General features: G+C 62.5%; 15 protein-coding genes and 1 tRNA gene. 9 read left to right on the top strand and 7 right to left on the bottom strand.

The genetic code is table 11. From position 1 onward, the window contains the following. Positions 1 to 16: 16 nt before the first annotated feature. Positions 17 to 481 carry a rhodanese-like domain-containing protein gene (locus ACTJLB_RS10095; RefSeq protein ID WP_020065476.1) on the bottom strand — a complete coding sequence of 155 codons (465 nt, stop codon included), beginning with the start codon at positions 479 to 481 and terminating at the stop codon, positions 17 to 19. A gap of 438 nt (positions 482 to 919) precedes the next feature. On the opposite strand from ACTJLB_RS10095, the gene glnA reads away from it, so the two are divergent. The 4 genes from glnA to ACTJLB_RS10075 all read left to right on the top strand — a co-directional run bounded on the left by glnA (position 920) and on the right by ACTJLB_RS10075 (position 7,567). After that, positions 920 to 2,335 (top strand): type I glutamate--ammonia ligase, encoded by a 1,416-nt coding sequence (gene glnA / locus ACTJLB_RS10090; RefSeq protein ID WP_020065477.1) that lies wholly within the window; start codon positions 920 to 922, stop codon positions 2,333 to 2,335. A 143-nt stretch (positions 2,336 to 2,478) separates the two neighbouring features. Next, positions 2,479 to 3,621 (top strand): nitrogen regulation protein NR(II), encoded by a 1,143-nt coding sequence (gene glnL / locus ACTJLB_RS10085; RefSeq protein ID WP_020065478.1) that lies wholly within the window; start codon positions 2,479 to 2,481, stop codon positions 3,619 to 3,621. 48 nt (positions 3,622 to 3,669) lie between these two features. Beyond that, positions 3,670 to 5,187 carry a nitrogen regulation protein NR(I) gene (gene ntrC / locus ACTJLB_RS10080; protein ID WP_288823540.1) on the top strand — a complete coding sequence of 506 codons (1,518 nt, stop codon included), beginning with the start codon at positions 3,670 to 3,672 and terminating at the stop codon, positions 5,185 to 5,187. A 181-nt stretch (positions 5,188 to 5,368) separates the two neighbouring features. Further along, positions 5,369 to 7,567 carry a prolyl oligopeptidase family serine peptidase gene (locus ACTJLB_RS10075; RefSeq protein WP_440783159.1) on the top strand — a complete coding sequence of 733 codons (2,199 nt, stop codon included), beginning with the start codon at positions 5,369 to 5,371 and terminating at the stop codon, positions 7,565 to 7,567. A gap of 86 nt (positions 7,568 to 7,653) precedes the next feature. Here ACTJLB_RS10075 and xth read toward each other — a convergent pair whose 3' ends face one another. Continuing rightward, on the bottom strand, positions 7,654 to 8,430 hold the full coding sequence (xth, locus tag ACTJLB_RS10070; RefSeq protein WP_020065481.1) for an exodeoxyribonuclease III: 777 nt from the start codon (positions 8,428 to 8,430) through the stop codon (positions 7,654 to 7,656). 191 nt (positions 8,431 to 8,621) lie between these two features. Here xth and ACTJLB_RS10065 point away from each other — a divergent pair, with 191 nt between their 5' ends. After that, positions 8,622 to 8,909 (top strand): hypothetical protein, encoded by a 288-nt coding sequence (locus ACTJLB_RS10065; RefSeq protein ID WP_020065482.1) that lies wholly within the window; start codon positions 8,622 to 8,624, stop codon positions 8,907 to 8,909. A gap of 113 nt (positions 8,910 to 9,022) precedes the next feature. Further along, positions 9,023 to 9,099 (top strand) — tRNA-Met (locus tag ACTJLB_RS10060). Positions 9,100 to 9,205: 106 nt separating this feature from the next. On the opposite strand, the gene ACTJLB_RS10055 is transcribed toward ACTJLB_RS10060, so the two are convergent. Further along, the gene (locus ACTJLB_RS10055) at positions 9,206 to 9,904 is read right to left on the bottom strand and encodes an aspartate/glutamate racemase family protein (protein ID WP_440783157.1); all 699 of its coding nucleotides are present in this window, start codon (positions 9,902 to 9,904) and stop codon (positions 9,206 to 9,208) included. A gap of 232 nt (positions 9,905 to 10,136) precedes the next feature. On the opposite strand from ACTJLB_RS10055, the gene ACTJLB_RS10050 reads away from it, so the two are divergent. Beyond that, positions 10,137 to 11,429: an amidohydrolase family protein gene (locus tag ACTJLB_RS10050; protein ID WP_087754042.1), complete on the top strand. Its 1,293-nt coding sequence runs from the start codon at positions 10,137 to 10,139 to the stop codon at positions 11,427 to 11,429. Between the two features lie 114 nt (positions 11,430 to 11,543). On the opposite strand, the gene ACTJLB_RS10045 is transcribed toward ACTJLB_RS10050, so the two are convergent. After that, complete coding sequence (locus ACTJLB_RS10045; RefSeq protein WP_440783156.1) at positions 11,544 to 13,652, bottom strand: M3 family metallopeptidase; 2,109 nt, start codon at positions 13,650 to 13,652, stop codon at positions 11,544 to 11,546. 268 nt (positions 13,653 to 13,920) lie between these two features. On the opposite strand from ACTJLB_RS10045, the gene ACTJLB_RS10040 reads away from it, so the two are divergent. Beyond that, on the top strand, positions 13,921 to 15,063 hold the full coding sequence (locus ACTJLB_RS10040) for an acyltransferase family protein (protein ID WP_440783155.1): 1,143 nt from the start codon (positions 13,921 to 13,923) through the stop codon (positions 15,061 to 15,063). Positions 15,064 to 15,387: 324 nt separating this feature from the next. Here ACTJLB_RS10040 and folD read toward each other — a convergent pair whose 3' ends face one another. The 3 genes from folD to fixL all read right to left on the bottom strand — a co-directional run bounded on the left by folD (position 15,388) and on the right by fixL (position 19,764). Further along, complete coding sequence (gene folD / locus ACTJLB_RS10035) at positions 15,388 to 16,248, bottom strand: bifunctional methylenetetrahydrofolate dehydrogenase/methenyltetrahydrofolate cyclohydrolase FolD (RefSeq protein ID WP_440783154.1); 861 nt, start codon at positions 16,246 to 16,248, stop codon at positions 15,388 to 15,390. A gap of 355 nt (positions 16,249 to 16,603) precedes the next feature. Further along, a complete protein-coding gene (gene fixJ / locus ACTJLB_RS10030) occupies positions 16,604 to 17,251 on the bottom strand; it encodes an oxygen response regulator transcription factor FixJ (RefSeq protein WP_020065489.1) in 648 nt (215 codons plus the stop codon). Beyond that, positions 17,248 to 19,764 carry an oxygen sensor histidine kinase FixL gene (gene fixL / locus ACTJLB_RS10025; RefSeq protein ID WP_033379390.1) on the bottom strand — a complete coding sequence of 839 codons (2,517 nt, stop codon included), beginning with the start codon at positions 19,762 to 19,764 and terminating at the stop codon, positions 17,248 to 17,250. Before fixL ends, fixJ begins: the two co-directional genes overlap by 4 nt. A gap of 275 nt (positions 19,765 to 20,039) precedes the next feature. Here fixL and aceE point away from each other — a divergent pair, with 275 nt between their 5' ends. Then, positions 20,040 to 22,748: a pyruvate dehydrogenase (acetyl-transferring), homodimeric type gene (aceE, locus tag ACTJLB_RS10020; protein ID WP_408197190.1), complete on the top strand. Its 2,709-nt coding sequence runs from the start codon at positions 20,040 to 20,042 to the stop codon at positions 22,746 to 22,748. The last annotated feature ends 67 nt before the right edge of the window (positions 22,749 to 22,815 follow it).

Genomic DNA, 22,815 nt, shown 5'->3' with positions numbered 1-22,815 from the left:
CCTCACGCAATCCCTCTTAAGCGCCGATCCACGGCAACCCGCGAAAACACCAGCCCGAGACGGTCTTGCGGTGCCCTTGGCCGTCCTTGTCGCCTTCGAAGCCTTCCAGCAGGTCATAAGCCTTCGTGAAGCCAGCTTGCGCGGCCGCGATGGCCGCGAGCTTCGAACGCGCGGCGCTGCGGCACAGAAAAAGCACCGGCGTATCCGGCGACGCAACGTCGCTCAACTGATGCAGGAACTCCTGATTCGGCACGGCCCCCGGATAGCGCGTCCATTCGACGTGCGCATACTGCCCGTCGCCGATCACCGGCCGGCCGACCCAGTCGAGTTCCGCGCGCGTGCGCACATCCACGAGACGCGTGCGCGGATCGAGCTGCAGCAGTTCGAACGCCTCGGCAGGCGAGAGCGCGCCAGCGTACGGCAACTGGTTTTCGGTGCGGCGTTTGTCCGCCTGTGAATACAGCTGTTCTAGTGTGCTCATGAGTCAGTCTCCTTGACCAAAAGACCATTCTATCGCGGCCTCCAGGCGTGGCGCGGGGTCCAGACGCTGCGTCGAATGCCAAGCCATGCGGCGGATTTAATCGCCCATGTTTGGTGCAAATTCCTGTCATTGCACCAAAATAAACCGACGCGAATAACGCTCGTCGAAAATTGCCCCAATACGGTGCGTGACGCTGAGACAAGAACTCACGGGCGCACGTCACGCGGTGCGCGAATTCCCCGGAAACGCGCGCAGCACGTGCGTTCACGCCTTGTTGGCGCATACATGGCACAGTTGCTGCTTTAACCGTCCCGATCGATCTGCCGCGGCTAATTTCGACTTTTACTCTTCATCATTGAGGGGTGGACGTGCCGGGACGGGTCAGCTAGATTGGGCGGCGGCTGAAATCCGCCGAATTCGTTAATCAGGAGATAGGTTATGAGTAAATCCGTGGCCGACGTCGTTCAACTCGTCAAAGACGAAGACGTCAAGTTTGTCGACTTCCGTTTCACCGACACGCGCGGCAAAGAGCAACACGTTTCGGTGCCGGTGTCGGCATTCGATGAAGACAAGTTCGAAAGCGGCCATGCGTTTGACGGTTCGTCGATTGCCGGTTGGAAGGGCATCGAAGCATCGGATATGTTGCTGGTCCCGGACGCGAACACGGCCTTCATCGACCCGTTCTACGAAGAGTCCACGCTCGTGCTGACCTGCGACGTCGTCGAACCGGCGGACGGCAAGGGCTATGAGCGCGACCCGCGCTCGCTCGCCAAGCGCGCTGAAGCCTATCTGAAGAGCTCGGGCTTGGGCGACACGGCCTTCTTCGGTCCGGAACCGGAATTCTTCATTTTCGACTCGGTTCAGTGGAACACGGATCAGTCGGGCTGTTTCGTCAAGATCGGCTCGGAAGAAGCACCGTGGTCGTCGTCGAAGGAATTCGAAGGCGGCAACACCGGCCACCGTCCGGGCACGAAGGGCGGCTACTTCCCGGTCGCTCCGGTCGACACGTTCCAGGACATCCGTTCGGAAATGTGCCTGCTGCTCGAACAGATCGGCATTCCGGTCGAAGTGCATCACCACGAAGTCGCGGGCCAGGGCCAGAATGAAATCGGCACCAAGTTCTCGACGCTGGTGCAACGCGCCGACTGGCTGCAGCAAATGAAGTACATCATCCAGAACGTCGCGCACACGTACGGCAAGACGGCTACGTTCATGCCGAAGCCGATCGTCGGCGATAACGGTTCGGGCATGCACGTTCACCAGTCGATCTGGAAGGACGGCCAGAACCTGTTCGCAGGCAACGGCTACGCAGGTCTGTCGGAATTCGCGCTGTTCTACATCGGCGGCATCATCAAGCATGCCCGCGCGCTGAACGCGATCACGAACCCGTCGACGAACTCGTACAAGCGTCTCGTGCCGCACTTCGAAGCACCGGTTAAGCTGGCTTACTCGGCTCGCAACCGTTCGGCGTCGATCCGTATTCCGCACGTGTCGAACCCGAAGGGCCGCCGTATCGAAACGCGCTTCCCCGATCCGATGGCGAATCCGTACCTGTGCTTCTCCGCGCTGATGATGGCGGGTCTGGACGGCGTGCAGAACAAGATTCATCCGGGCGAAGCCGCCGACAAGAACCTGTACGACCTGCCGCCGGAAGAGGATGCAAAGATCCCGACCGTGTGTGCCGGCCTCGACCAGGCTCTGGACGCGCTGGACGGCGACCGCGAATTCCTGACGCGCGGTGGCGTGTTCACGGATTCGATGCTCGATGCGTACATCGAACTGAAGACGAACGAGCTGCAACGTTATCGTCAGTCGGTGCACCCGATCGAGTTCGAAATGTACTACTCGCTGTAAGCGGCAATGGCGCTTCGCCCTTCGAACGGCGAAGCGCTTTGTCCGACGCTCGCGATCGGTCACGAAGGGACGGCGGCGCCGTCCCTTTTTCGTTGGACCGGCCGCAGTGATTTGCCACCATCTCCTATCGGCCAGACTGCAAGATGGTTCTGAAAAATCTGATCAAGGCGCGCAAAGGGCACGAGCAGACGTTGTCGGATGACGCGCAGCTCGTCGCTTCCGGTTTGCTGCAGGGCTTCGAGGCACTGCCCACCGTCGTGCTGATACTCGAGAAGCGCACGCTGCGCGTCGCGTTTGCGAATCCGTCGGCCGAGTCGATGCTCGAGCTTTCGCGCAAGCAGTTGACGCAGATGGCGTGGCCGGACATTTTCTCGAACGCGGACGAGCTGGTCGCGACCATCACCTCGATCGCCGCGAACCGTTTCCACGCGACGCATCTGGATGCTGTGCTCGAGCGGCCCGGTCACGAGCCGCTGCATGTGCATGCGATCGTCGGCTTCCTGGAAAGCGCGCAAGACTACGTGTTGCTCGAACTGTTCGAGAACGAGCGGCATTTGCGCACCGACCGCGAAGAGCGCATCAACGACCTGACGGCCGTCAATAAACAGCTGATCCGCAATCTCGCGCACGAAATCAAGAATCCGCTCGGCGGCATTCGCGGCGCGGCGCAATTGCTCGAATTCGAACTCGGCGAGCGTCAACGCGACGAGTTGCGCGAATACACGCAGGTCATCATCAAGGAATCGGACCGCTTGCAGACGCTCGTGGACCGGTTGCTCGAGCCGCACCGTCATCCGCATATCGTCGGCGACGTGAATATTCACGAAGTGTGCGAGCGCGTGCGTCAGGTGATTCTCGCGGAGTTTCCGCGCGGCCTTACGATCGAGCGCGACTACGACGTGAGCGTGCCGGACCTGCGCGGCGACAAGGAGCAATTGATCCAGGCGCTGCTGAACATCGTGCGTAACGCGGCCGAAGCTTTGCGCGAACGCATTTCGCAAGGCGACGCGCGCATCGAATTGCGCACGCGCATCGCACGCAAGATTACGGTGTCGAAACGCTTATGTAAGCTGGCACTGGACTTGCATATCATCGACAACGGCCCCGGCATTCCCGAGGAAATCCGTGACCGCATCTTCTATCCGCTCGTATCGGGGCGCGAGGATGGCAGCGGTCTCGGCCTGACGCTCGCGCAGACGTTCGTGCAACAACACGACGGTTTGATCGAAGTGGAAAGCCGGCCTGGCCACACCGAGTTTCAGATTCTGCTGCCGCTCGACTGCTAACACCGCATCTGCACACTGCAGGCATCTCAAGACTTCTGACAGACCTATATGAAGCCGATCTGGATAGTAGACGACGATCAATCGATTCGCTGGGTGCTCGAAAAAGCCCTCGCTCGCGAAAACTTCGCGACTCGCAGCTTCGCGAATGTGCGCGAGGCCTCGGCGGCGCTCGATCACGACAGCCCGCAGGTGCTGGTGTCGGACATCAGGATGCCCGGAGGCTCCGGCCTCGAATTGCTGCAAACCGTGCGTGACAAGGTGCCGGGCTTGCCCGTCATCATCATGACGGCGTTCTCGGACCTCGACAGCGCGGTGGCCGCATTCCAGGGCGGCGCGTTCGAATATCTCGCAAAGCCGTTCGACGTCGACAAGGCTGTCGAACTGATCCGCCGCGCCGTGGACGAGAGCATGCGCGGCGAACAGACGTGGGACGAGCGCGTTGCCGATGCACCGGAAATGCTCGGCCAGGCACCGGCAATGCAAGACATGTTTCGCGCGATCGGACGTTTGTCCCATTCCGCGGCAACCGTGCTCATTACCGGCGAATCGGGCACCGGAAAGGAACTGGTCGCGCGTGCGCTGCACCGACATAGCCCACGCGCGAACGGTCCCTTCATTGCGCTCAACACCGCCGCGATTCCGAAGGATCTGTTGGAATCCGAACTATTCGGCCATGAACGCGGCGCGTTCACCGGCGCGCAGGCAATGCGCCAGGGCCGCTTCGAACAGGCCGAGAACGGCACGCTCTTCCTGGACGAAATCGGCGATATGCCATTCGATTTGCAGACGCGTCTGTTGCGCGTGCTGTCGGATGGTCAGTTCTACCGTGTCGGCGGACACAACCCGCTGCGCGCCAATGTGCGCGTGATCGCGGCGACGCACCAGAATCTGGAATCGCGCGTGCGTCAGGGCTTGTTCCGCGAGGATCTGTATCACCGTCTCAACGTGATCCGCTTGCGTTTGCCGGCATTGCGCGAGCGCAGCGAAGACATTCCTTTGCTCACGCGGCACTTCCTGCAAAAAAGCGCGCGCGATCTTGGCGTCGAGTCCAAGCGGGTGTCGGAAGAGGCGCTCGCGTATCTGGCGTCGCTGCCGTTTCCCGGCAACGTGCGGCAGTTGGAAAACCTCGCCAACTGGTTGACGGTGATGGCGCCCGCGCAGACCATCGAGATCAAAGACTTGCCGCCCGATCTCGGTCCCGCGCAGGCCGGTGCAACCGACCTTGCCGGCGGTGGCGGCGCCGCGCTCGGCACGTCGGACGCGAGCCTGGCGGGTACTGCGCCGATCAACGGCATGAATCCGGTCACGCATTCCGCGGCGGCTGGCAGCATGCCGGTCGCCACGCCCGTCAGCGCTTGGGAAGGCGGCCTGCGCACGGAAGTCGCACGCCTCTTGCGCGAGAACTCCGCCGATGTGATGGACGAACTCGCGCGCCGCTTCGAAGCTGCAGTGATCCGCGAGGCGCTCGACTTCACGCGCGGACGCAAGGTCGAGGCGGCGGAGCGTCTGGGCATCGGGCGCAATACCATTACGCGCAAGATTCAGGAACTCAATCTCGAGCCTTGACGCGCGTTCATTCCCACTAACCGGAACGCGGCGGCTCAGGGTATGGCGCGCACGGCGCCCGCCCTGGCCGATCGCGCGATGTTGCGCCCGGCAACCCCGCATCGCGAGTCGCGGAAGCCTTTGAAGCGGGCTTCCGCGGTCGCAAGGCATAATCAACGCTGTTTTCCTTCGACAGCCGACGATGCCTTCTGCTTCTTCCGTTTCTCCCAATTTTCCCGGTTCCCCCGGTTCCCCTGGTTCCCCCGGGTCCTTATCCTGGCCGCTTTCTCCCGATCCGTTTCTCTGGCTCGAGGCGCTCGACGCCCCTGAAGCGCTCGCGTGGGTCGAGAGGCAAAATGCCCGCACGCGCGCCGCATGGTGCAGCGGCGTGCCATTCGAAACGCTCAGGCAACGTCTCGCCGACGCCTATTTGCCGCGCGAACGTCCGGTGATTCCCGATCGTTGGAAGGAGTGGGCGTACGACCTGTGGCAGGACGAGCGCAATCCCAAAGGCATCTGGCGGCGCGCGACCTGGGCCGCATGGCGCGGCGGCAAGCCCGAATGGGAGAATCTGATCGACTTCGATGCACTCGGCGAAGCAGAAGGAACCCCGTGGGTGTGCTCGGAGTTCGACATCCTCTATCCCGACGGCGATCGCGCGCTGATCACGATGTCGCCGGGCGGCTCGGACGCGCTGGTGGTTCGCGAATTCGACATCGACACGCGGCGTTTTGTCGACGACGGATTCGCGATCCCGAAGGCCGGCAAGCACACCGCATCCTGGATCGACCGCAACACGCTTTACGTGGGTTGGGACAATGGTCGCAAGAGCCTGACGCGCTCCGGCTATCCGCGCGAAGTGCGGCGCTGGACGCGCGGCACGGCGCTCGCCGATGCGCCCGTCGTGTTCAAGGGTGCGTTTAGCAATATCGGCGTGGAAGGGCATTACGATCCGGTGGAAAAGCGGCACACGGTGGTGAGCAGCGTCGATTTCTTCGACTCGCACACGTACTACCTGGACGACGCGGGCGGCGTAGATGGCGCTTCCGCTCCCGCTGACGCCTGGCGTCTTTATGATGTGCCGTCGCACGTGGCAGTGAGCGGCTGGCAGGGCTGGCTGTTGCTCGAACCGCGCCTCGACTGGCACTGCAATGGCGTCGTCTATCCGGGCGGCGCGTTGCTGGCGATTCGCGAAGCCGCGTTCCTGCGCGGCGAGCGTGACGTGACACCGCTCTTCATGACGACTGCGCAGACCTCCGCGTGCGAATGGACGCATACGCGCAACCAGCTCATCGTCTCGTATCTGGAAGACGTGCAGAACAAGACCTTGTTGTTCACCACGTCGCAAGCCGCCGATCAGACATGGCAGTGGCAGCGGCGCGTCTTTCCATCGCACCCGGACGCGCAAGCCGACGTCTCGCCGGTGGAGTCGACGCTGAACGACGAGGTGTTCGTCGATACCGACGACTATCTGCAGCCTCCCGCGTACTGGCTCGCCGATCTTGCCCGTGACGATCTCAACGAGTGGGAGCTGCTCGAGCGCTGGCCGACGCAATTCGACGCGACGCGCTTCATGGTGACGCGCGGGCATGCTGTCTCCGCGGACGGCACGCGGATACCGTACACAGTGGTCGGACCGCGGACCGCGCGGGATCAGCAATGCAACGACCCGGCAGGAGAGCAGGCGGCCTCGCAATCGTCGCGGCCCTGCCTGCTGACCGGCTACGGCGGCTTCGCGATTCCATTGCTGCCGAGTTATCTGACGGGGCAGGGCATCGGCTGGCTGGAGCGTGGCGGCGTGTACGTGGTCGCGCACATTCGCGGCGGCGGCGAGTTTGGTACTCGCTGGCACACGGCGGCGCAAGGCGAAGAACGGCAGCGTGCGTTCGACGACTTCATTGCGGTGGCGCAAGCGCTCGTCGCGAGCGGCGTGACGAGCGCCGCGCAACTCGGCATTCAGGGCGGCAGCAACGGAGGCCTGCTGGTGGCAGCGTGCATGGTCCAGCGCCCCGAACTCTTCGGCGCGGTGATCTGCGAAGTGCCGCTGCTCGACATGAGCCGCTATCACCTGCTGCATGCGGGCGCGTCATGGATCGACGAATACGGCGATCCCGACGACCCCGACGACGCGCGCGCACTCGCCGCGTACTCCCCTTATCACAACGTGTCGGCCGGCGTGAAGTACCCGCCGGTCCTGTTCACGACATCCACCGCCGACGATCGCGTGCATCCCGGCCACGCGCGAAAGATGGCCGCGCGCATGCAGGCGCTAGGCGTCGACACCGTGTGGTACCGCGAAAACACGGATGGAGGACACGGTGGCTCCGATGAACTGGAGCAGGCCGAGCACGATGCGATGGTTTTCGAATTTTTATGGCGAACGCTGAGCGCTTCCGCTTGAGGCTTTGGGAGAGGCTTCGTGAGAGCCTTTGCGTCTCCCAGCCGGGTTAGGCATCGCCAGATCCGGCCGGATCTTGCCGGTGTTCGTCAGCCGATCTGCGCGACGACCGGTGCATGGTCCGACGGCTGGTCCCACTTGCGCGGCACCTTGTCCACTTCGCATGACGTGCAGGCTTCAGAAAGCGGCTTTGAAAGCAGGATATGGTCGATGCGCAGGCCCGCGTTGCGGCGAAACGCCATCATCCGGTAGTCCCACCACGAATAGATTTTTTCGGGCTGTTCGAATTGACGGAATGCGTCGACGAGACCCAGTTCGATCAGCCGCACGAACTCGGCGCGCTCTTCCGGCGAAACGAGGTTCTGGCCTTCCCACGCCTTGGGATCGTGCACGTCGCGGTCGTCCGGTGCGATGTTGTAGTCGCCGAGCAGCGCGAGCTTCGGATACAGCGCCATTTCGCTTGCGATCCAGTTGTGCAGCGCGGCGAGCCAGCGGAGCTTGTACGCGAATTTGTCGGTGCCGGGCGCCTGGCCGTTCGGAAAGTACGCAGAAATAATGCGCACGCCCTCCACGGTCGCCGCGACCACGCGCTGCTGCAAGTCCTCAAAGCCGGGAATATTTCGCACGATGCTGCTTTCGTCCACATTCAGACCCTGGCGCACGAGAATGCCGACCCCGTTGTACGTCTTCTGGCCCGCGAACCAGCTGCGGTAGCCTTTCTCTTCGAGTTCGGCGCGCGGGAACTTCTCGTCGGGTAGCTTCAGTTCCTGAAGGCACAGCACGTCGGTGCCGCTGGTTTCCAGCCAGTCGATCACATGCTGTTGGCGGACTTTGAGGGAGTTGACGTTCCAGGTGGCGATTTTCACGGGAGATTCTCAAGCTGAATGGCGCAGGAGCCGTAGCTTACCAGCGCATACGGGGCAAAACGATTTTCGCGCGGCTCGAACCACGCGCAGCGAACCAAAATAAAAAGCCGATGCGCGACGCGCGCGGCGTATAGTGGGGATCACACTCACAGTTTGACTTACTCAGGCACTGGCGTGCAGCGGAGGGCATCATGGCTCAACTTTATCCTGATCTTTATAAGGACTTCGAAGTGCATCCGCTGGTTTTCTCGCGGGCGTTCGACAAGTTCGACGGTCACAAGCGGCACGCGGAAGGCTATGACGTCGCGGTGCGCGTGTGTCGTCCCGGCGCAATCAGCGGGTCGAAGGCGAGCCGCGTGTTTCGTCTCGTGCTGCCTGCAACGTTCTCCGATTTCGGCGTGGCCAAACGCAGCGCGAGCCAGTACGGCGCGGATATCATCGACGGCAAGATCGAGGGCGCGACTGTGCTGGATCTGTGAGCCACAGATGCTCCTTCTGCGCTTTCGTTCGTGCTTCGCTCTAATGAATCATGCGATTGTTGCGGGATCGTTTGACGTATAGCTAACATCTCTATACAATCCTTTTTCTCTGACGCGGGGTGGAGCAGTCTGGCAGCTCGTCGGGCTCATAACCCGAAGGTCACAGGTTCAAATCCTGTCCCCGCAACCAAGCATTGTTGAAAGCCCGCTGGCGCAAACCAGCGGGCTTTTTAACTTGTAGCGCCGCAATTGTGGCGCTGCGATTGCGATGAAATGCAATCGCGCGTCGTCCGTCACTACTGCGTTCCAATCGCCCACTCAACCGCCGCTTGCGCATGCAACGCCGTGGTATCGAAAACGGGCAGAACAGAATCTTCCGGCTTGATCAGCAACGTGATTTCGGTGCAACCGAGAATCACCGCTTGCGCACCGCGCGAAGCCAGCGATTCGATCACGTTTTGATACACCGCACGCGATTCGCTGTTCACGTTGCCGTGACATAACTCGTCGTAAATGATGCGGTGTATGTCCGCGCGTTCTGCTTCTTCGGGCACCAAAGTCTCGAGTCCATAGCGCTCGTGCAGTCGGCCTGTGTAAAACGTCTGCTCCATCGTATAGCGCGTGCCGAGCAAGCCGACGCACGCGACGCCCGCCGCGCGCAACGCGGCCCCGGTCGGATCGGCGATATGCAGAAACGGTACGTTGATCGCCTGCTCGATCGATTCATACACGCGATGCATCGTATTGGTGGCGAGCATCACCAGCTCGGCGCCGCCGCGTTCCAGTTGACGCGCCGCGTCGGCCATCCGCTCGCCGAGCGCGCCCCAGTCGCCCGCGCGCTGGTCTGCTTCGATCGGCGCGAAGTCCACGGTCAGCATCAGGCTGCGTGCGTTGTGATGACCGCCCAGGCGCGCCTTCGCGTGACGGTTGAGCAGCCTGTAATACTCGGCGGACGACTCCCAGCTCATTCCGCCAATCACACCTATCGTCTTCATCTGCATGCTCCCGATCATTGCGTCTTGATGACTGAGCTGAGTATAGGTGCGCCGCGGTGCACGCAGCCGGTACGGATTTCGCGGCACTCGCCGGTACGGCAAGCCGATTAAACGCCGAATAAACGCAGATGAGACGCTAGATAAGACGCCAGATACAACCTGCGCATACTTTCTGGCGCCGATAGAATCGTCATCAGCCACAGCGCACGGACATACAGACAAGGAGGGAGAGATGGATCTGATCATCCGCCACGCGATGCTGCCGAAAAGCATCGCGCCGCAAGCCGGGCAGCCGCTCGACATCGGCATTGAAGCGGGGCGCATCGTTGCCGTGGAACCGAATCTCGCCGCCGCCGCGCGCGAGGAAATCGACGCTGCCGGCTCGCTCGTCACGCCGCCGTTCGTCGATCCGCATTTCCATATGGACGCGACGCTCTCGTATGGTTTGCCGCGCGTGAACGCGTCGGGCACGCTTCTCGAAGGTATTGCGTTGTGGGGCGAACTCAAGCCGCAACTTACGCAGGACGCGTTGATCGAACGCGCGATGCAGTACTGCGACTGGGCGGTCGCGCGCGGGCTGCTCGCAATCCGCAGTCACGTCGATGTGTGCGATCCGCGTCTTCTCGCTGTCGAGGCGCTTGTCGAAGTGAAGCGCCGCGTCGCGCCTTATCTCGATCTGCAACTGGTGGCGTTTCCCCAGGACGGCGTGCTGCGCAGCCCAGGCGCTTTCGAGAACCTGAAGCGGTCGATCGCAATGGGCGTCGACGTGGTCGGCGGCATTCCGCATTTCGAACGCACCATGGCCGACGGCGCGCAGTCGGTGCGCATGCTGTGCGAGTATGCGGCGGAGCAGGGCCTGCGCGTGGACATGCATTGCGATGAATCGGACGACCCCATGTCGCGCCACATCGAAACGCTCGCGGCCGAGACGCAGCGTCTCGGCTTACATGGGCGCGTCACCGGCTCGCATCTGACGTCGATGCATTCAATGGACAACTACTACGTGAGCAAGCTCTTGCCGCTCATGCGCGAATCGGGCGTGGCGGCCATCGCGAATCCGCTCATCAACATCACGTTACAGGGACGCAGCGACACGTATCCCAAGCGGCGCGGCATGACGCGCGTGCCGGAGATGATGGCGGCGGGTATCAACGTCGCCTTCGGCCACGATTGCGTGATGGATCCGTGGTACAGCCTGGGCTCGGGCGACATGCTCGAAGTCGCGCACATGGGCTTGCACGTCGCGCAGATGACAGGCGTCGAAGGCATGCACGCGTGTTTCGACGCGGTCACGGTGAACGCAGCGCGCATTCTCGGTCTGGAAGGCTATGGCGTCGCGCCTGGCTGCGCGGCCAATCTCGTGCTGCTCGACGCGCGCGACCCCGTCGAAGCGATCCGTTTGCGCGCGGCGCGGCTGGCGGTAATAAGCCGCGGCAAGGTGGTGAGCCGTGCACCGGCTGCGCGCGCGGCGCTGTCGCTCGAAGGGCGTCCCGCAGAGGTGGATTTCAAGCTGCATCGCGGTTGAGCGCGGCAGGTTTTAGCTAAAGAAAAACCGGTGTCCGCTCGCGCGGAACACCGGCTTCTTTACATCGGCACTGATCGATGCGCCGAGGGTTTCCTCCGCGCATCGTGCGGCGTTTCAATGCGCCGCGGCGGGCGTCATGCCGTTGTGTCGCAACAAGGCGTCGATGTTCGGCTCACGTCCGCGGAACGCCTTGAACGATTCCATCGCCGGACGGCTGCCGCCGACTTCGAGAATCTCCTTGCGGTAACGCATGCCGGTTGTCTGGTCGAGCACGCTGCCGCTCGCTGCCTGCGCCGCTTCCTCGAATGCCGCGTAGGCGTCGGCGGAGAGCACTTCAGCCCACTTGTAGCTGTAGTAGCCGGCCGCATAACCGCCGGCAAAAATATGGCTGAACGTGTTCGGCCAGCGCGAGAACGGCGCCTGCGGCACGACATGGAAGCGCTCGTTGATCTCGCTTGCAAGTTCGGTCGCGTTCTTCATGCCTGCTGCGTCGAAGCCGGTATGCAACTGCATGTCGAACATGGAAAACACGATCTGGCGCAACGTGCCGAGACCGCTCTGGAAGTTCTTCGCGGCCAGCATCTTGTCGAACAGTTCGCGCGGCAGCGGCTGAGCGGTTTCGACGTGCGACGTCATGTCCGAGAGGACATCCCACTCCCAGCAGAAGTTCTCCATGAATTGCGACGGCAGTTCGACCGCGTCCCATTCCACGCCGTTGATGCCCGAAACGCCGAGCTCGTCCACACGCGTGAGCATGTGATGCAGGCCATGCCCAAATTCGTGGAAAAGCGTGATGACTTCGTCGTGCGTGAAGCAGGCCGGCTTGCCGCCGACCGGCGCAGAAAAGTTGCAGGTCAGATAAGCAACCGGCGTTTGCACGCCGCCATGCGTATGTTTGTGACGGCCGCGCGCGTCGTCCATCCAGGCGCCGCCGCGTTTGCCTTCGCGTGCATACAGGTCAAGATAGAACTGCGCGACGAGGCCGCCGTCCTGGTTTTCGACGCGGAAAAAGCGCACGTCCGGATGCCAGACGGCTGCTTCGTCGCGGCGGATGCGCACGCCGAAGAGCGTTTCCGTCACCTTGAACAGGCCTTTGAACACGGCGTCTTCAGGGAAATACTGTTTGACCTCGTTCTCTGAGAACGAGTAGCGCTTCTGACGCAGACGTTCCGCGGCGAACGTCATGTCCCACGGTTGCAGATCGCTCAAGCCGAGTTCGCTCGAAGCGAATTCGCGCAACTCCTTCCAGTCCTGTTCCGCATGCGGTCGCGCGCGCGTGGCGAGGTCTTCGAGAAAAGCCATGACCTGTTCCGGCGATTCGGCCATTTTGGGCGCGAGCGATACCTCGGCGAAATTCTTGTAGCCGAGCATATGCGCTTCTTCGGCACGCAGCTTCAACTGGTCGGCGAGCACCGACGTGTTGTCCCATTCGGGCTTGCCCTTGCCGTATTGCGGGCCCAGTTCGGATGCGCGCGTCACATATGCGCGGTACATCGCTTCGCGCATCGGACGGTTTTCCGAGTACTGCATGACCGGGAAGTACGACGGGAAATGCAGCGTGAACTTGTAGCCGGTCTTGCCTTCGCGCTCGGCTGCTTCCTTCGCGGCCTCGATCACGTCTTCCGGCAGGCCGGCCAGTTCCGCCTCGTTGCCGGCTTCGACGAAATACGCGTAGGCGTTGGTCGCATCGAGCACGTGGTCCGAAAACGCTTTCGACAACGCTGCCTGACGTTCCTGCAACTCGGCGAAATGCGGCTTCTGGTCTTCAGGCAATTCCGCGCCGGACAAACGGAAGTCGCGCAGCGCGTTGCCAAGAATTTTCTTGCGTTCGCTCGTCAGCGAGGCGAATTCATCGCTCGCGTTCAGCGTCTTGTACTTCTCGTAGAGCGCGAGATTCTGACCGACGCTCGACCAGAACTCGGTCACGCGCGGCAGATTTTCGCCATACACGGCGCGCAACTCGGGCGTGTCGGCGACGGCGTTCAGATGGCCCACGACGCTCCAGGCGCGCGACAGCGGTTCGGTCGCGCGCTCGACGGGCTCGACGACATCGGCCCACGAAGCGGGCGTGATCGGCTGGGCGGCGCGTTCGACGGCGGCGGCCGCATCGGCGAGCAGCACGTCGAGTGCGGGCGTGACATGTTCGGGGCGGATGTCGCCAAAGCGCGGCAGGTCGGAGAAATCGAGGAGCGGATTGTCGTGATTCGAGACGGTAGTGGACATGAGGCTTCCTGTCTGACGCGGGTGAACGGGTAATCGGTACTTTAATCGGTGCTTGAGCCGCGTGCGCGCTGCGGCGGCTCGTGGCGGTTATTACACCGCACATCAGCATTATTGGGGCGGGGCGCGCCGATTCCAATCGCCGGCACACAAATTAGCAGATGTGGCCGCCCGTAGCGCTTTTGTGCGAAAACGAACGGTGCCAAATGGTGCCGCGCCGCATTCTGACGTGTCTATCGCGTTGCGACGCTTTTCAGCAGGAGAGGTACCGATGACCCCGCTTTCGCACGCTTTATCGCGCAAAGGCAACAATTTCGACCTCGTGCGGCTGCTGGCCGCCGTGGCCGTGGTGTATGGCCATTCGTATCTGCTGCAGTCACCTGACGGCACGACCGATTGGGTCGAAAACGCGCTCGGTTTCGACGGTTTCGGCGCGCTCGGTGTGTACGCGTTTTTTTTGCTGAGCGGCATGCTGGTGACCGCCAGCTTCGACCGCCAACGCTCTGTGCCGCGCTTCGCCGTGCTGCGGATTGCCCGCCTGTGGCCGGCCGTGGCGCTTGGATCGCTCGTTACGGTTTTCATCGTCGGACCGCTTTTCACGACGCTGCCGCTGCGTGAGTACTTCAGTTCGGGCATGACGTGGGCGAATCTGGACAACTTCTCGACCATCGTGATGAAAACCGGCTGGGCGCTGCCGGGCGTGTTCGAACACAACCGCTTTCCCGTCGACGTGTGCGGACCGTTGTGGACGCTGCCGCTCGAAGTACGCTGCTACCTGATCGTGCTCGCAACCGGCTTGCTCGGGTTGCTGTCGAGCGCGCGCGGCGTCGCGCTCGCGGCGGCGCTCGGCATTGCCGCTTTCGTACTGCGCGTGCATTTACCGCCGCATCTGACGCCGCATTCGCTGCCGCTCGTACAGATTGGCCTGCGCGACTTCACCGAGACGCCCGGCGGCTATTCGTTCTGGCCGGAGCCGTTTTTCATGCTTGGCATGCTGCTCTATGGCTTGCGGGAGCGGATCAGTATCGACGGTCTGACCGCGCTCGCATTCACCATGGTGTTCCTCGTCTTCCGCGACACGGCCGGCGCGCAGCCGCTGTTCTATCTGGCTTTTGTGTACGGCGTACTGTGGATCGGGACGACGCCGCTGTTGCGGCGGTTCGTGCCACGCCATGACTACTCGTACGGAATTTATCTGTATGGCTTCATGGTGCAGCAATGCGTCGCGAATATGGCTCCGCAGTTGAGCCATGTGACGGCAGTGCTGATCGCCGCCCCGTTTATCCTGCTCTGCGCGGCTTTGTCGTGGCACTGCGTCGAGCGGCCGGTGCTGATGTGGTGCCGTGGGCGCCTCGCGCGCCGGCGGGCGCCGCGTCCCGACGGCGTGCCGGTGAGCGAGCAGGCCGTGCGCTAGAGCGTGTGGTGAACGTGTTGGGCGGTCGATCGAGGCTTGGAGTGACGGGTTGTGTCTTCTGCGACGGCAACGCCGTGAGACGCGATGCGTGTGAGACAGATATTCGAGATGAGCGGGGCGGGGAGCAGGGCGAGGAGATGACGAGACGTCGGCTGGAAGCGACGCGAGGGTGGTCTTGAAGTGTGGCAGTAAGTGAGTCTGAAAGCGAGGCAGGAAGCGAAGCGGGAGGTCGGCTCGAACTGATGCGAGAGCCGACCTCCGAGTAGGGTGCGAAGCGAGTTGAAAGCGCGGGGCAGGGCAACGCTCAGCGCTTTCTTTTTTATCTCAAGCGTGCCGCGCGGCCTCACGTTCCGCGGCTTCGATCGTGTTGACGAGCAACATCGTAATTGTCATCGGGCCGACGCCGCCCGGCACCGGCGTGATGTAGCCGGCCACTTCCTTGACGCCTGCAAAATCCACGTCACCGCACAGCTTGCCGGCTTCGTCGCGATTCATGCCGACGTCGATCACGGCCGCGCCCGGCTTCACCATGTCGGCGGTGAGAATGTTGCGCAGGCCGGTGGCGGCCACCACGATGTCGGCGTTGCGCGTATGCGCGGCCAGATCGCGCGTTTTGCTGTGACAGATCGTGACCGTGGCGCCCGCTTCGAGCAGCAACAGCGCCATGGGCTTGCCGACAATGTTCGAGCGTCCTATCACCACCGCGTTCGCGCCGTGAAGCGGAATGTCGTAAGCCGCAAACATCTTCATTACGCCGTACGGCGTGCACGGGCGAAACAGCGGCTGGCCGGTCAGCAATGCGCCGGCATTGGCGACGTGGAAACCGTCCACGTCTTTCTCGGGCGCGATCGCCTCGATCACCTTGTGGCTATCGATATGCGGCGGCAGCGGAAGCTGCACGAGAATGCCGTGAATGCGCGGATCGCGGTTCAGTTCGTCAATACGTTCGAGCAGTTCGGCTTCCGGCAGATCGGCCGGATAGCGGTCGAGCGATGAGCCGAGACCGTTGTCGTGGCACGCCTTGACCTTGTTGCGCACATAGACTTCGCTTGCCGGATTGTCGCCGACCAGCACGACGGCAAGCCCCGGCTGATGGCCGCGAGCGGTGAGTGCGGCGGCGCGCGCGGCCACGTCGGCGCGCAGGGTCTTGGAAAGGGCGAGGCCGTCGATCAGTTTGGCAGTCATGGTCGGTCGAGAGGGACAGTATGGAAAGCGGAGCAGCGCGCGTGCCGCGCACCGTGGCGTTTTTCAGCGGGAACGGGTCGGCGCAAGAAAAGCACGTGACGCCAATCGGAGCTAGGCGCCGCTGCAAAGTCCGTCATTATACCGGCGTGCGCGGTCATGCCGATGACGTCCGATCGACGCGAGCGCTTGCCTTGACGAAGAAGTAGCGAGGAAGAACCGGCGAAAGGCCGGACTGGGTAGTCCGGCCGCTTGGGGGCCGTGTGGACCGACCGCGCCGACCGGGCCGCCGGGGGCGACGGCCTTTCAGTTCGCGTTAAGCGCGGCAGCAGGCGCGCCTGAAGCAGGCCGCCCGCGCTTATTGTGCCGCTTGCTGCGGTTTGTTCGACAACGCGAGTCGCAACAGGTCGGCGACCGTGTTGACGTTCAGCTTTTCCATGATGTTCGCGCGGTGCGCTTCGACCGTCTTGATGCTGATGCCGAGGTCGTCGGCGATCTGCTTGTTCAGGCGGCCGGCAATGATCCGCTCCAGCACCTGATGTTCGCGGGCGGTGAGCTTGCCGAGACGCTCGGCGGCCGCGCGCTGCTGCTGCACGCTCGTGCTTTCGCTGCGCGCCTTGTCGAGCATGCGCTCGACGAGCTTGCGCAACTCGGCTTCGTCGAACGGCTTTTCGATGAAGTCCATCGCGCCTTTTTTCATCGTGGACACTGCCATCGGCACATCGCCATGACCTGTCACGAAGATGATCGGCAGCGACGCATTGTCGGCGATCAGACGCTCCTGCAGTTCCAGTCCGCTCATGCCGGACATCCGCACATCGAGAATCAGGCAGGCTATCTGGCCCGGATGCTGATGCGGCTGCCATGCGTCGATGAATTGCTCGGCGCTCGAAAAGCACTGCACGCGGTAGCCGTTTGCCTCCAGCAGCCAGCGCAGCGAATCTCGCACGGCCTCGTCGTCGTCGACGACAAAGACAGTTTCCTGTGTGGTGACTGGGCTGTTCATAGCTCTCCCGTAACGGTTTGTGGTGTCGGCGCCTCTGACCCGCCGTTGCTCGGGCCGTCGGGCTCTCCAATAGGCAGACTGCAATGGAACGTGGCGCCCGTGATGTGGCCGTCTGACTCGACGTTGTTGACCACCCACAGACGGCCGCGGTGCGATTCGATAATCGAACGGCAAATGTTCAGCCCCATGCCCATACCATCGGACTTGGTGCTGTAAAACGGTTCGAACAGCCGCTCGGCCGTTGCTTCGTCGACACCCGGACCCTGGTCGACGACGCTGATGCAGACAAAGCCGCTTTCCAGCCGCACGACCACGCGGATCACCGGATCGACCGCATTGGGCCGCGCTTCGGCCATCGCCTCGGCGCCGTTCTTGAGCAGGTTGACCAGCACCTGCTCGATCAGCACCGGGTCGACGTAAATGACGGGCAACCGCGAGCGCATGTCGGTGACGATGCGAATGCGCCGCTTGCGCACCTCGATCTCCGCGAGGCCCACCGCGTCTGCGACGATGTCCGCCACGCGCGTAGCTTGACGCTTGGGCTCGCTGCGTTTCACGAACTCGCGAATCCGCTTGATGATCATGCCGGCGCGCACCGCCTGCTGGGCGGTCTTTTCGAGCACGGGCAGGAGGTTGTCAGGCGTCGTCCGACCGGATTTAACCAGTGCAACGGTTCCCGAGCAATAGTTATTGATCGCGGCGAGCGGCTGATTCAGTTCGTGCGCGAGCGACGAGGCCATTTCGCCCATGGTCATCAGCCGGCTCGTGAACTGCAGCTTTTCGTCTTGCTGGCGCGACAGTTCCTGCGCCTGCTTGCGCGTGGTGATGTCGGTTGCGATCTGCATCTGCGCAAGGTGGCCGTCCACCCATTGAATGTACTGGCGGCGCACTTCAAACCATTTCTGGATGCTTTGCACATAGATTTCCTGCGCGTCGGCCGTGCTCTCCGTCAACGCGGCGGCAGGCAGTCCGGCGTAGGTATCCACCATATCGATCGAATCCGACGACGCCTGTGCGCTATCGAACCCGCCGCCCGCCAATTCCAGGTGGCCGTCCGGGCGGATTCCGAACAGGTGCCGGTAGTAGCGGTTGGCGAACAGCAGTTCGGCTTCATCGGCGGCGAGCACCGAGACGGCGGCGTCGAGGCTCTCCAGCACGGTCGTGAAGCGCTCATGTGCGGCGGCGAGTTCTTCACGCGCGCGCTTGGGTTCGGTGATGTCGGTCATCGACGACATCCAGCCGGTCTGACGGCCCGAACTGTCGATGAGCGGCGATACGTAGAGGCGCGCGTGGAACGTGGAGCCGTCTTTGCGGCGCACGCGCAATTCGAAGCCCGAAGAGGGCGCCTTGCCGCGCAGCGTCATGTCGAGCTGACGCTGCATCTCCGGATAAGCGTCGCGCGGCCAGTAGGCGAACGGTGCGGTCTTGCCCACCAGGTCGCTTTCGTCCCAGCCGGTCATCCGGCAAAACGCCGGATTCACGTGTGTGATGCGGCCGTGCATGTCGAGCACCCGCATGCCGATCAGCACGGAATTTTCCATCGCGCGACGGAAAAACGCTTCTGCGTAAAGCGCCTGTTGCGCCTCGAAACGCTGCCGCGTGTGTTTCCACAAACTCCACAGACTCCACAGCACGAAACACGATAGACCCGCCACCAGCCACACGAGTGTGTTGTTGGTGAAATTGGTCATTTGCGGGAACGCATAGACGCGCACCGAGACACCCTGGCCCGGCGGGTCGAGCGGCAGGTCGTAGAACATGTCGCGCGGCAGGCGCGGGCGCGTGGACGTGGTGGTCAGCTCGCGGTTGTTCGCGTCGATGATCGAAATCTTGTACTTGGCCGACAGCTCGGGCGGGATGTCGTGCTTCAGAATGCCTTCGACCGAAAACACGGCGGCAATCGAGCCGAGAAATTCGCGGTCGCGATAGACCGGTGTTTGCAACGTGATGTAGCCGTTGCCGAGGTCGTCGTAGATGAGCGGCGAGTAGACCTGGCGGCGCGTGCTGCGCGCCTCGGTAAAGGCGGCTTTCACTGCCTCGTCCATCTGGGTGTCGTTAGGCTTCGCGAGCCGCTGTCCGAATACCGGAAGCGCCGTGCTGGGCCAGCGCGGCTGCTGCTGGCTCGTGTACCAGTTCATGTAGAGGATCTCGGGATGCCCCTGCATGATGTCCGTGGTGGACACCTGGAACGACTGCGGATCGGCGTGGCCCGCCACGAGGTCGCGGGCGAGAGCCTGGATCTGTTCTTGCGCGCCCGTCATGGACAGGCGGATCTGCTGCTGGGCCCATGCGACGTTACGGTAGAGCGTGTCTTCCTGTTGCTGCTGCTCGCGCCGGTTCAGGCTCCACAGAATCAGGCTCATGACGACCAGGAAAACCAGGATCGACAGGAGCGGCGTCAGCAAATAGGAATTCGACCACCATGGTCCATGGTGCCAGCGGGAGGACGGCGTCGAATCCGTCGGCGAACCGGCGGTGCGCGCCGAGCGAGCGAAAAGCCGTTCGGTCAACATGCGTGGCATTGTAGCGCAGCGCGTACTTCCCAAATGGCGCAAAAAATCACGGAAAGTGCCGTTAATCGGCGCACACTAGCTCGCGTATCCGTCAAAAGGCAGTCAAATCAGGTTGCGCCGCAACAATTTTCCGCATTATGAGAACCGATCTCGTAATTCGAAAATTTTGTTGCGTGGACGTCGGGACCCTTATTACAATCGGCCGAAGCTGCCGCGGCCGTGCTTCGTCCGCGTCGTCTGTCCAAAGAGCGTTCCTCTATATCCAGGAGACGAGCATGTCCGCTGTACCCGACGAAGTCATGAAATATGTCGCCGCTGAGAAAGACGACGATCCCCAGGAAACCGGCGAATGGCTCGAAGCGCTGGATGGCGTGATTTCTGCTGTTGGCCCCGACCGTGCCCACTACCTGATCGAGAAGCAGATCGAGTTTGCCCGCGTGCATGGCGAACATCTGCCGTTCTCCGCCAACACCCCGTACATCAACACGATTCCGGTCACGCGTCAGGCGAAGATTCCCGGCGACCAGGACATCGAACACCGCATCCGTTCGTACACGCGCTGGAACGCCATTGCCATGGTGCTGCGCGCCGGCAAGGACACCAATGTCGGCGGCCACATCGCGTCGTTCGCGTCGGCGGCCACGCTGTATGACGTCGGCTTCAACCACTTCTGGCACGCGCCGTCGCCCGAACACGGCGGCGATCTCGTGTTCGTGCAGGGCCACTCGTCGCCGGGTGTGTACTCGCGCGCGTTCCTGCTCGGCCGTCTGACCGAACAGCAGCTCGACAACTTCCGCCAGGAGGTGGGCGGCGAGGGCATCTCGTCGTATCCGCACCCGTGGCTGATGCCCGACTTCTGGCAATTCCCGACCGTTTCGATGGGCCTTGGCCCGATCATGGCGATCTACCAGGCGCGCTTCATGAAGTACATGCAGGCGCGCGGCATCGCTAAGACCGAAGGCCGCAAGGTGTGGGCTTTCCTCGGCGACGGCGAAACGGACGAACCGGAATCGCTTGGCGCGATCGGCATGGCCGGCCGCGAACGGCTCGACAACCTCGTGTTCGTGATCAACTGCAACCTGCAGCGCCTCGACGGTCCGGTGCGCGGTAACGGCAAGATCATCCAGGAACTGGAAAGCGAATTCCGCGGCGCGGGCTGGAACGTCATCAAGGTCGTGTGGGGCAGCCGTTGGGACGCACTGTTCCAGCGCGACAAGTCGGGCGCGCTGATGCGCCGCATGATGGAAGTCGTGGACGGCGAATATCAGACGTACAAGTCGGAGTCGGGCGCGTTCGTTCGGGAGCACTTCTTCAATACGCCGGAACTGAAGGCGCTGGTCGCCGACTGGTCGGACGAAGACGTGTGGAATCTGAACCGCGGCGGCCATGACCCGCACAAGATTTACGCGGCGTTTTCCGAAGCCACCCAGACCAAGGGCCAGCCGACCGTCATTCTTGCGAAGACGATCAAGGGCTACGGCATGGGCGAAGCCGGCCAGGCCATGAACATCACCCACCAGCAGAAGAAAATGCAGGTGGAGCAACTGAAGAAATTCCGCGACCAGTTCCGTCTGCCGATCGCCGACGAAGACCTGGTGAACGTTCCGTACCTCAAGTTCGAAGAAGGTTCGAAGGAACTCGAGTACATGCGTGCCCGCCGTCAGGAACTCGGCGGTTATCTGCCGGCGCGCCGTCAGAAGGCCGAATCGCTGCCGGTGCCGGACCTGTCGGCGTTCGAACCGCTGCTGAAGGGCACGGGCGAAGGCCGCGAGATTTCCACGACGATGGCGTTCGTGCGCATTCTCAACATCCTGCTGAAGGACAAGGCGCTCGGCAAACGCATCGTGCCGATCGTGCCCGACGAGTCGCGTACGTTCGGTATGGAAGGCCTGTTCCGTCAGATCGGTATCTGGAATCAGGATGGCCAGAAGTACATTCCGGAAGATTCCGACCAGCTGATGTTCTACCGCGAGTCGGAAACCGGTCAGATTCTGCAGGAAGGTATCAACGAAGCCGGCGGCATGTCGGACTGGATCGCAGCCGCGACGTCGTACTCGACGCACGGCGAGATCATGATCCCGTTCTACATCTTCTATTCGATGTTCGGCTTCCAGCGCATCGGCGACCTCGCATGGGCCGCTGGCGACATGCGCTCGCGCGGCTTCCTGCTAGGCGGAACCGCGGGCCGCACGACGCTGAACGGCGAAGGTCTGCAACACGAAGACGGCCACTCGCTGCTGTGGGCCGCTTCGGTGCCGAACTGCATCAGCTACGACCCGACGTTCGGTTACGAACTGGCGGTCATCATGCAGGACGGCCTGCGCCGCATGGTCGCTGATCAGGAAGACGTGTACTACTACATCACGGTGATGAACGAGAACTACGAGCACCCGGCGATCCCGCAGGGCGAGAGCGTAGCGGCTGACATCATCAAGGGCATGTACGCGTTCCGCAAGGCCGATGCCGACAGCGGGTTCGACAAGAGCGCGCCGCGCGTGCAGCTGATGGGCGCGGGCACGATCTTCAACGAAGTGATCGCCGCCGCCGACCTGCTGAAGAACGACTGGGGCGTCGCCGCCGATCTGTGGAGCGTCCCGAGCTTCACCGAACTCGCGCGCGAAGGTCACGAAGTACAGCGCTGGAACCTGCTGCATCCGACCGAAGAGAAGAAAGTCTCGCACGTCGAGAAGCTCCTGAAGGACGCGCCTGGTCCGGTGATTGCCTCCACCGACTACGTGCGCGCGCTGACCGAGCAGATTCGCGCATTCGTGCCGCAACGTTTCGTCGTGCTGGGCACGGACGGTTACGGCCGTTCGGACACGCGCGAAAAGCTGCGCCACTTCTTCGAAGTCGACCGCTACTGGGTCACGGTGGCCGCGTTGAACGCACTGGCAGACGAGGGCACGATCGAACGTAAGGTCGTCGCCGAGGCGCTCAAGAAATACAACCTTGATCCCGCCAAACCCAACCCGATGACCGTCTAAGGCATCATTCCCCGTGTGCCACGGCGTGCGCGCCTGTTCCTGATCGTCAGGGGCAGGTGCGTGCGCG

It is taken from the genome of Paraburkholderia sp. 22098, from assembly GCF_052045935.1.
Taxonomy (GTDB): Bacteria; Pseudomonadota; Gammaproteobacteria; order Burkholderiales; family Burkholderiaceae; genus Paraburkholderia; species Paraburkholderia caledonica.
This window is presented reverse-complemented; position numbering and strand designations above follow the sequence as displayed.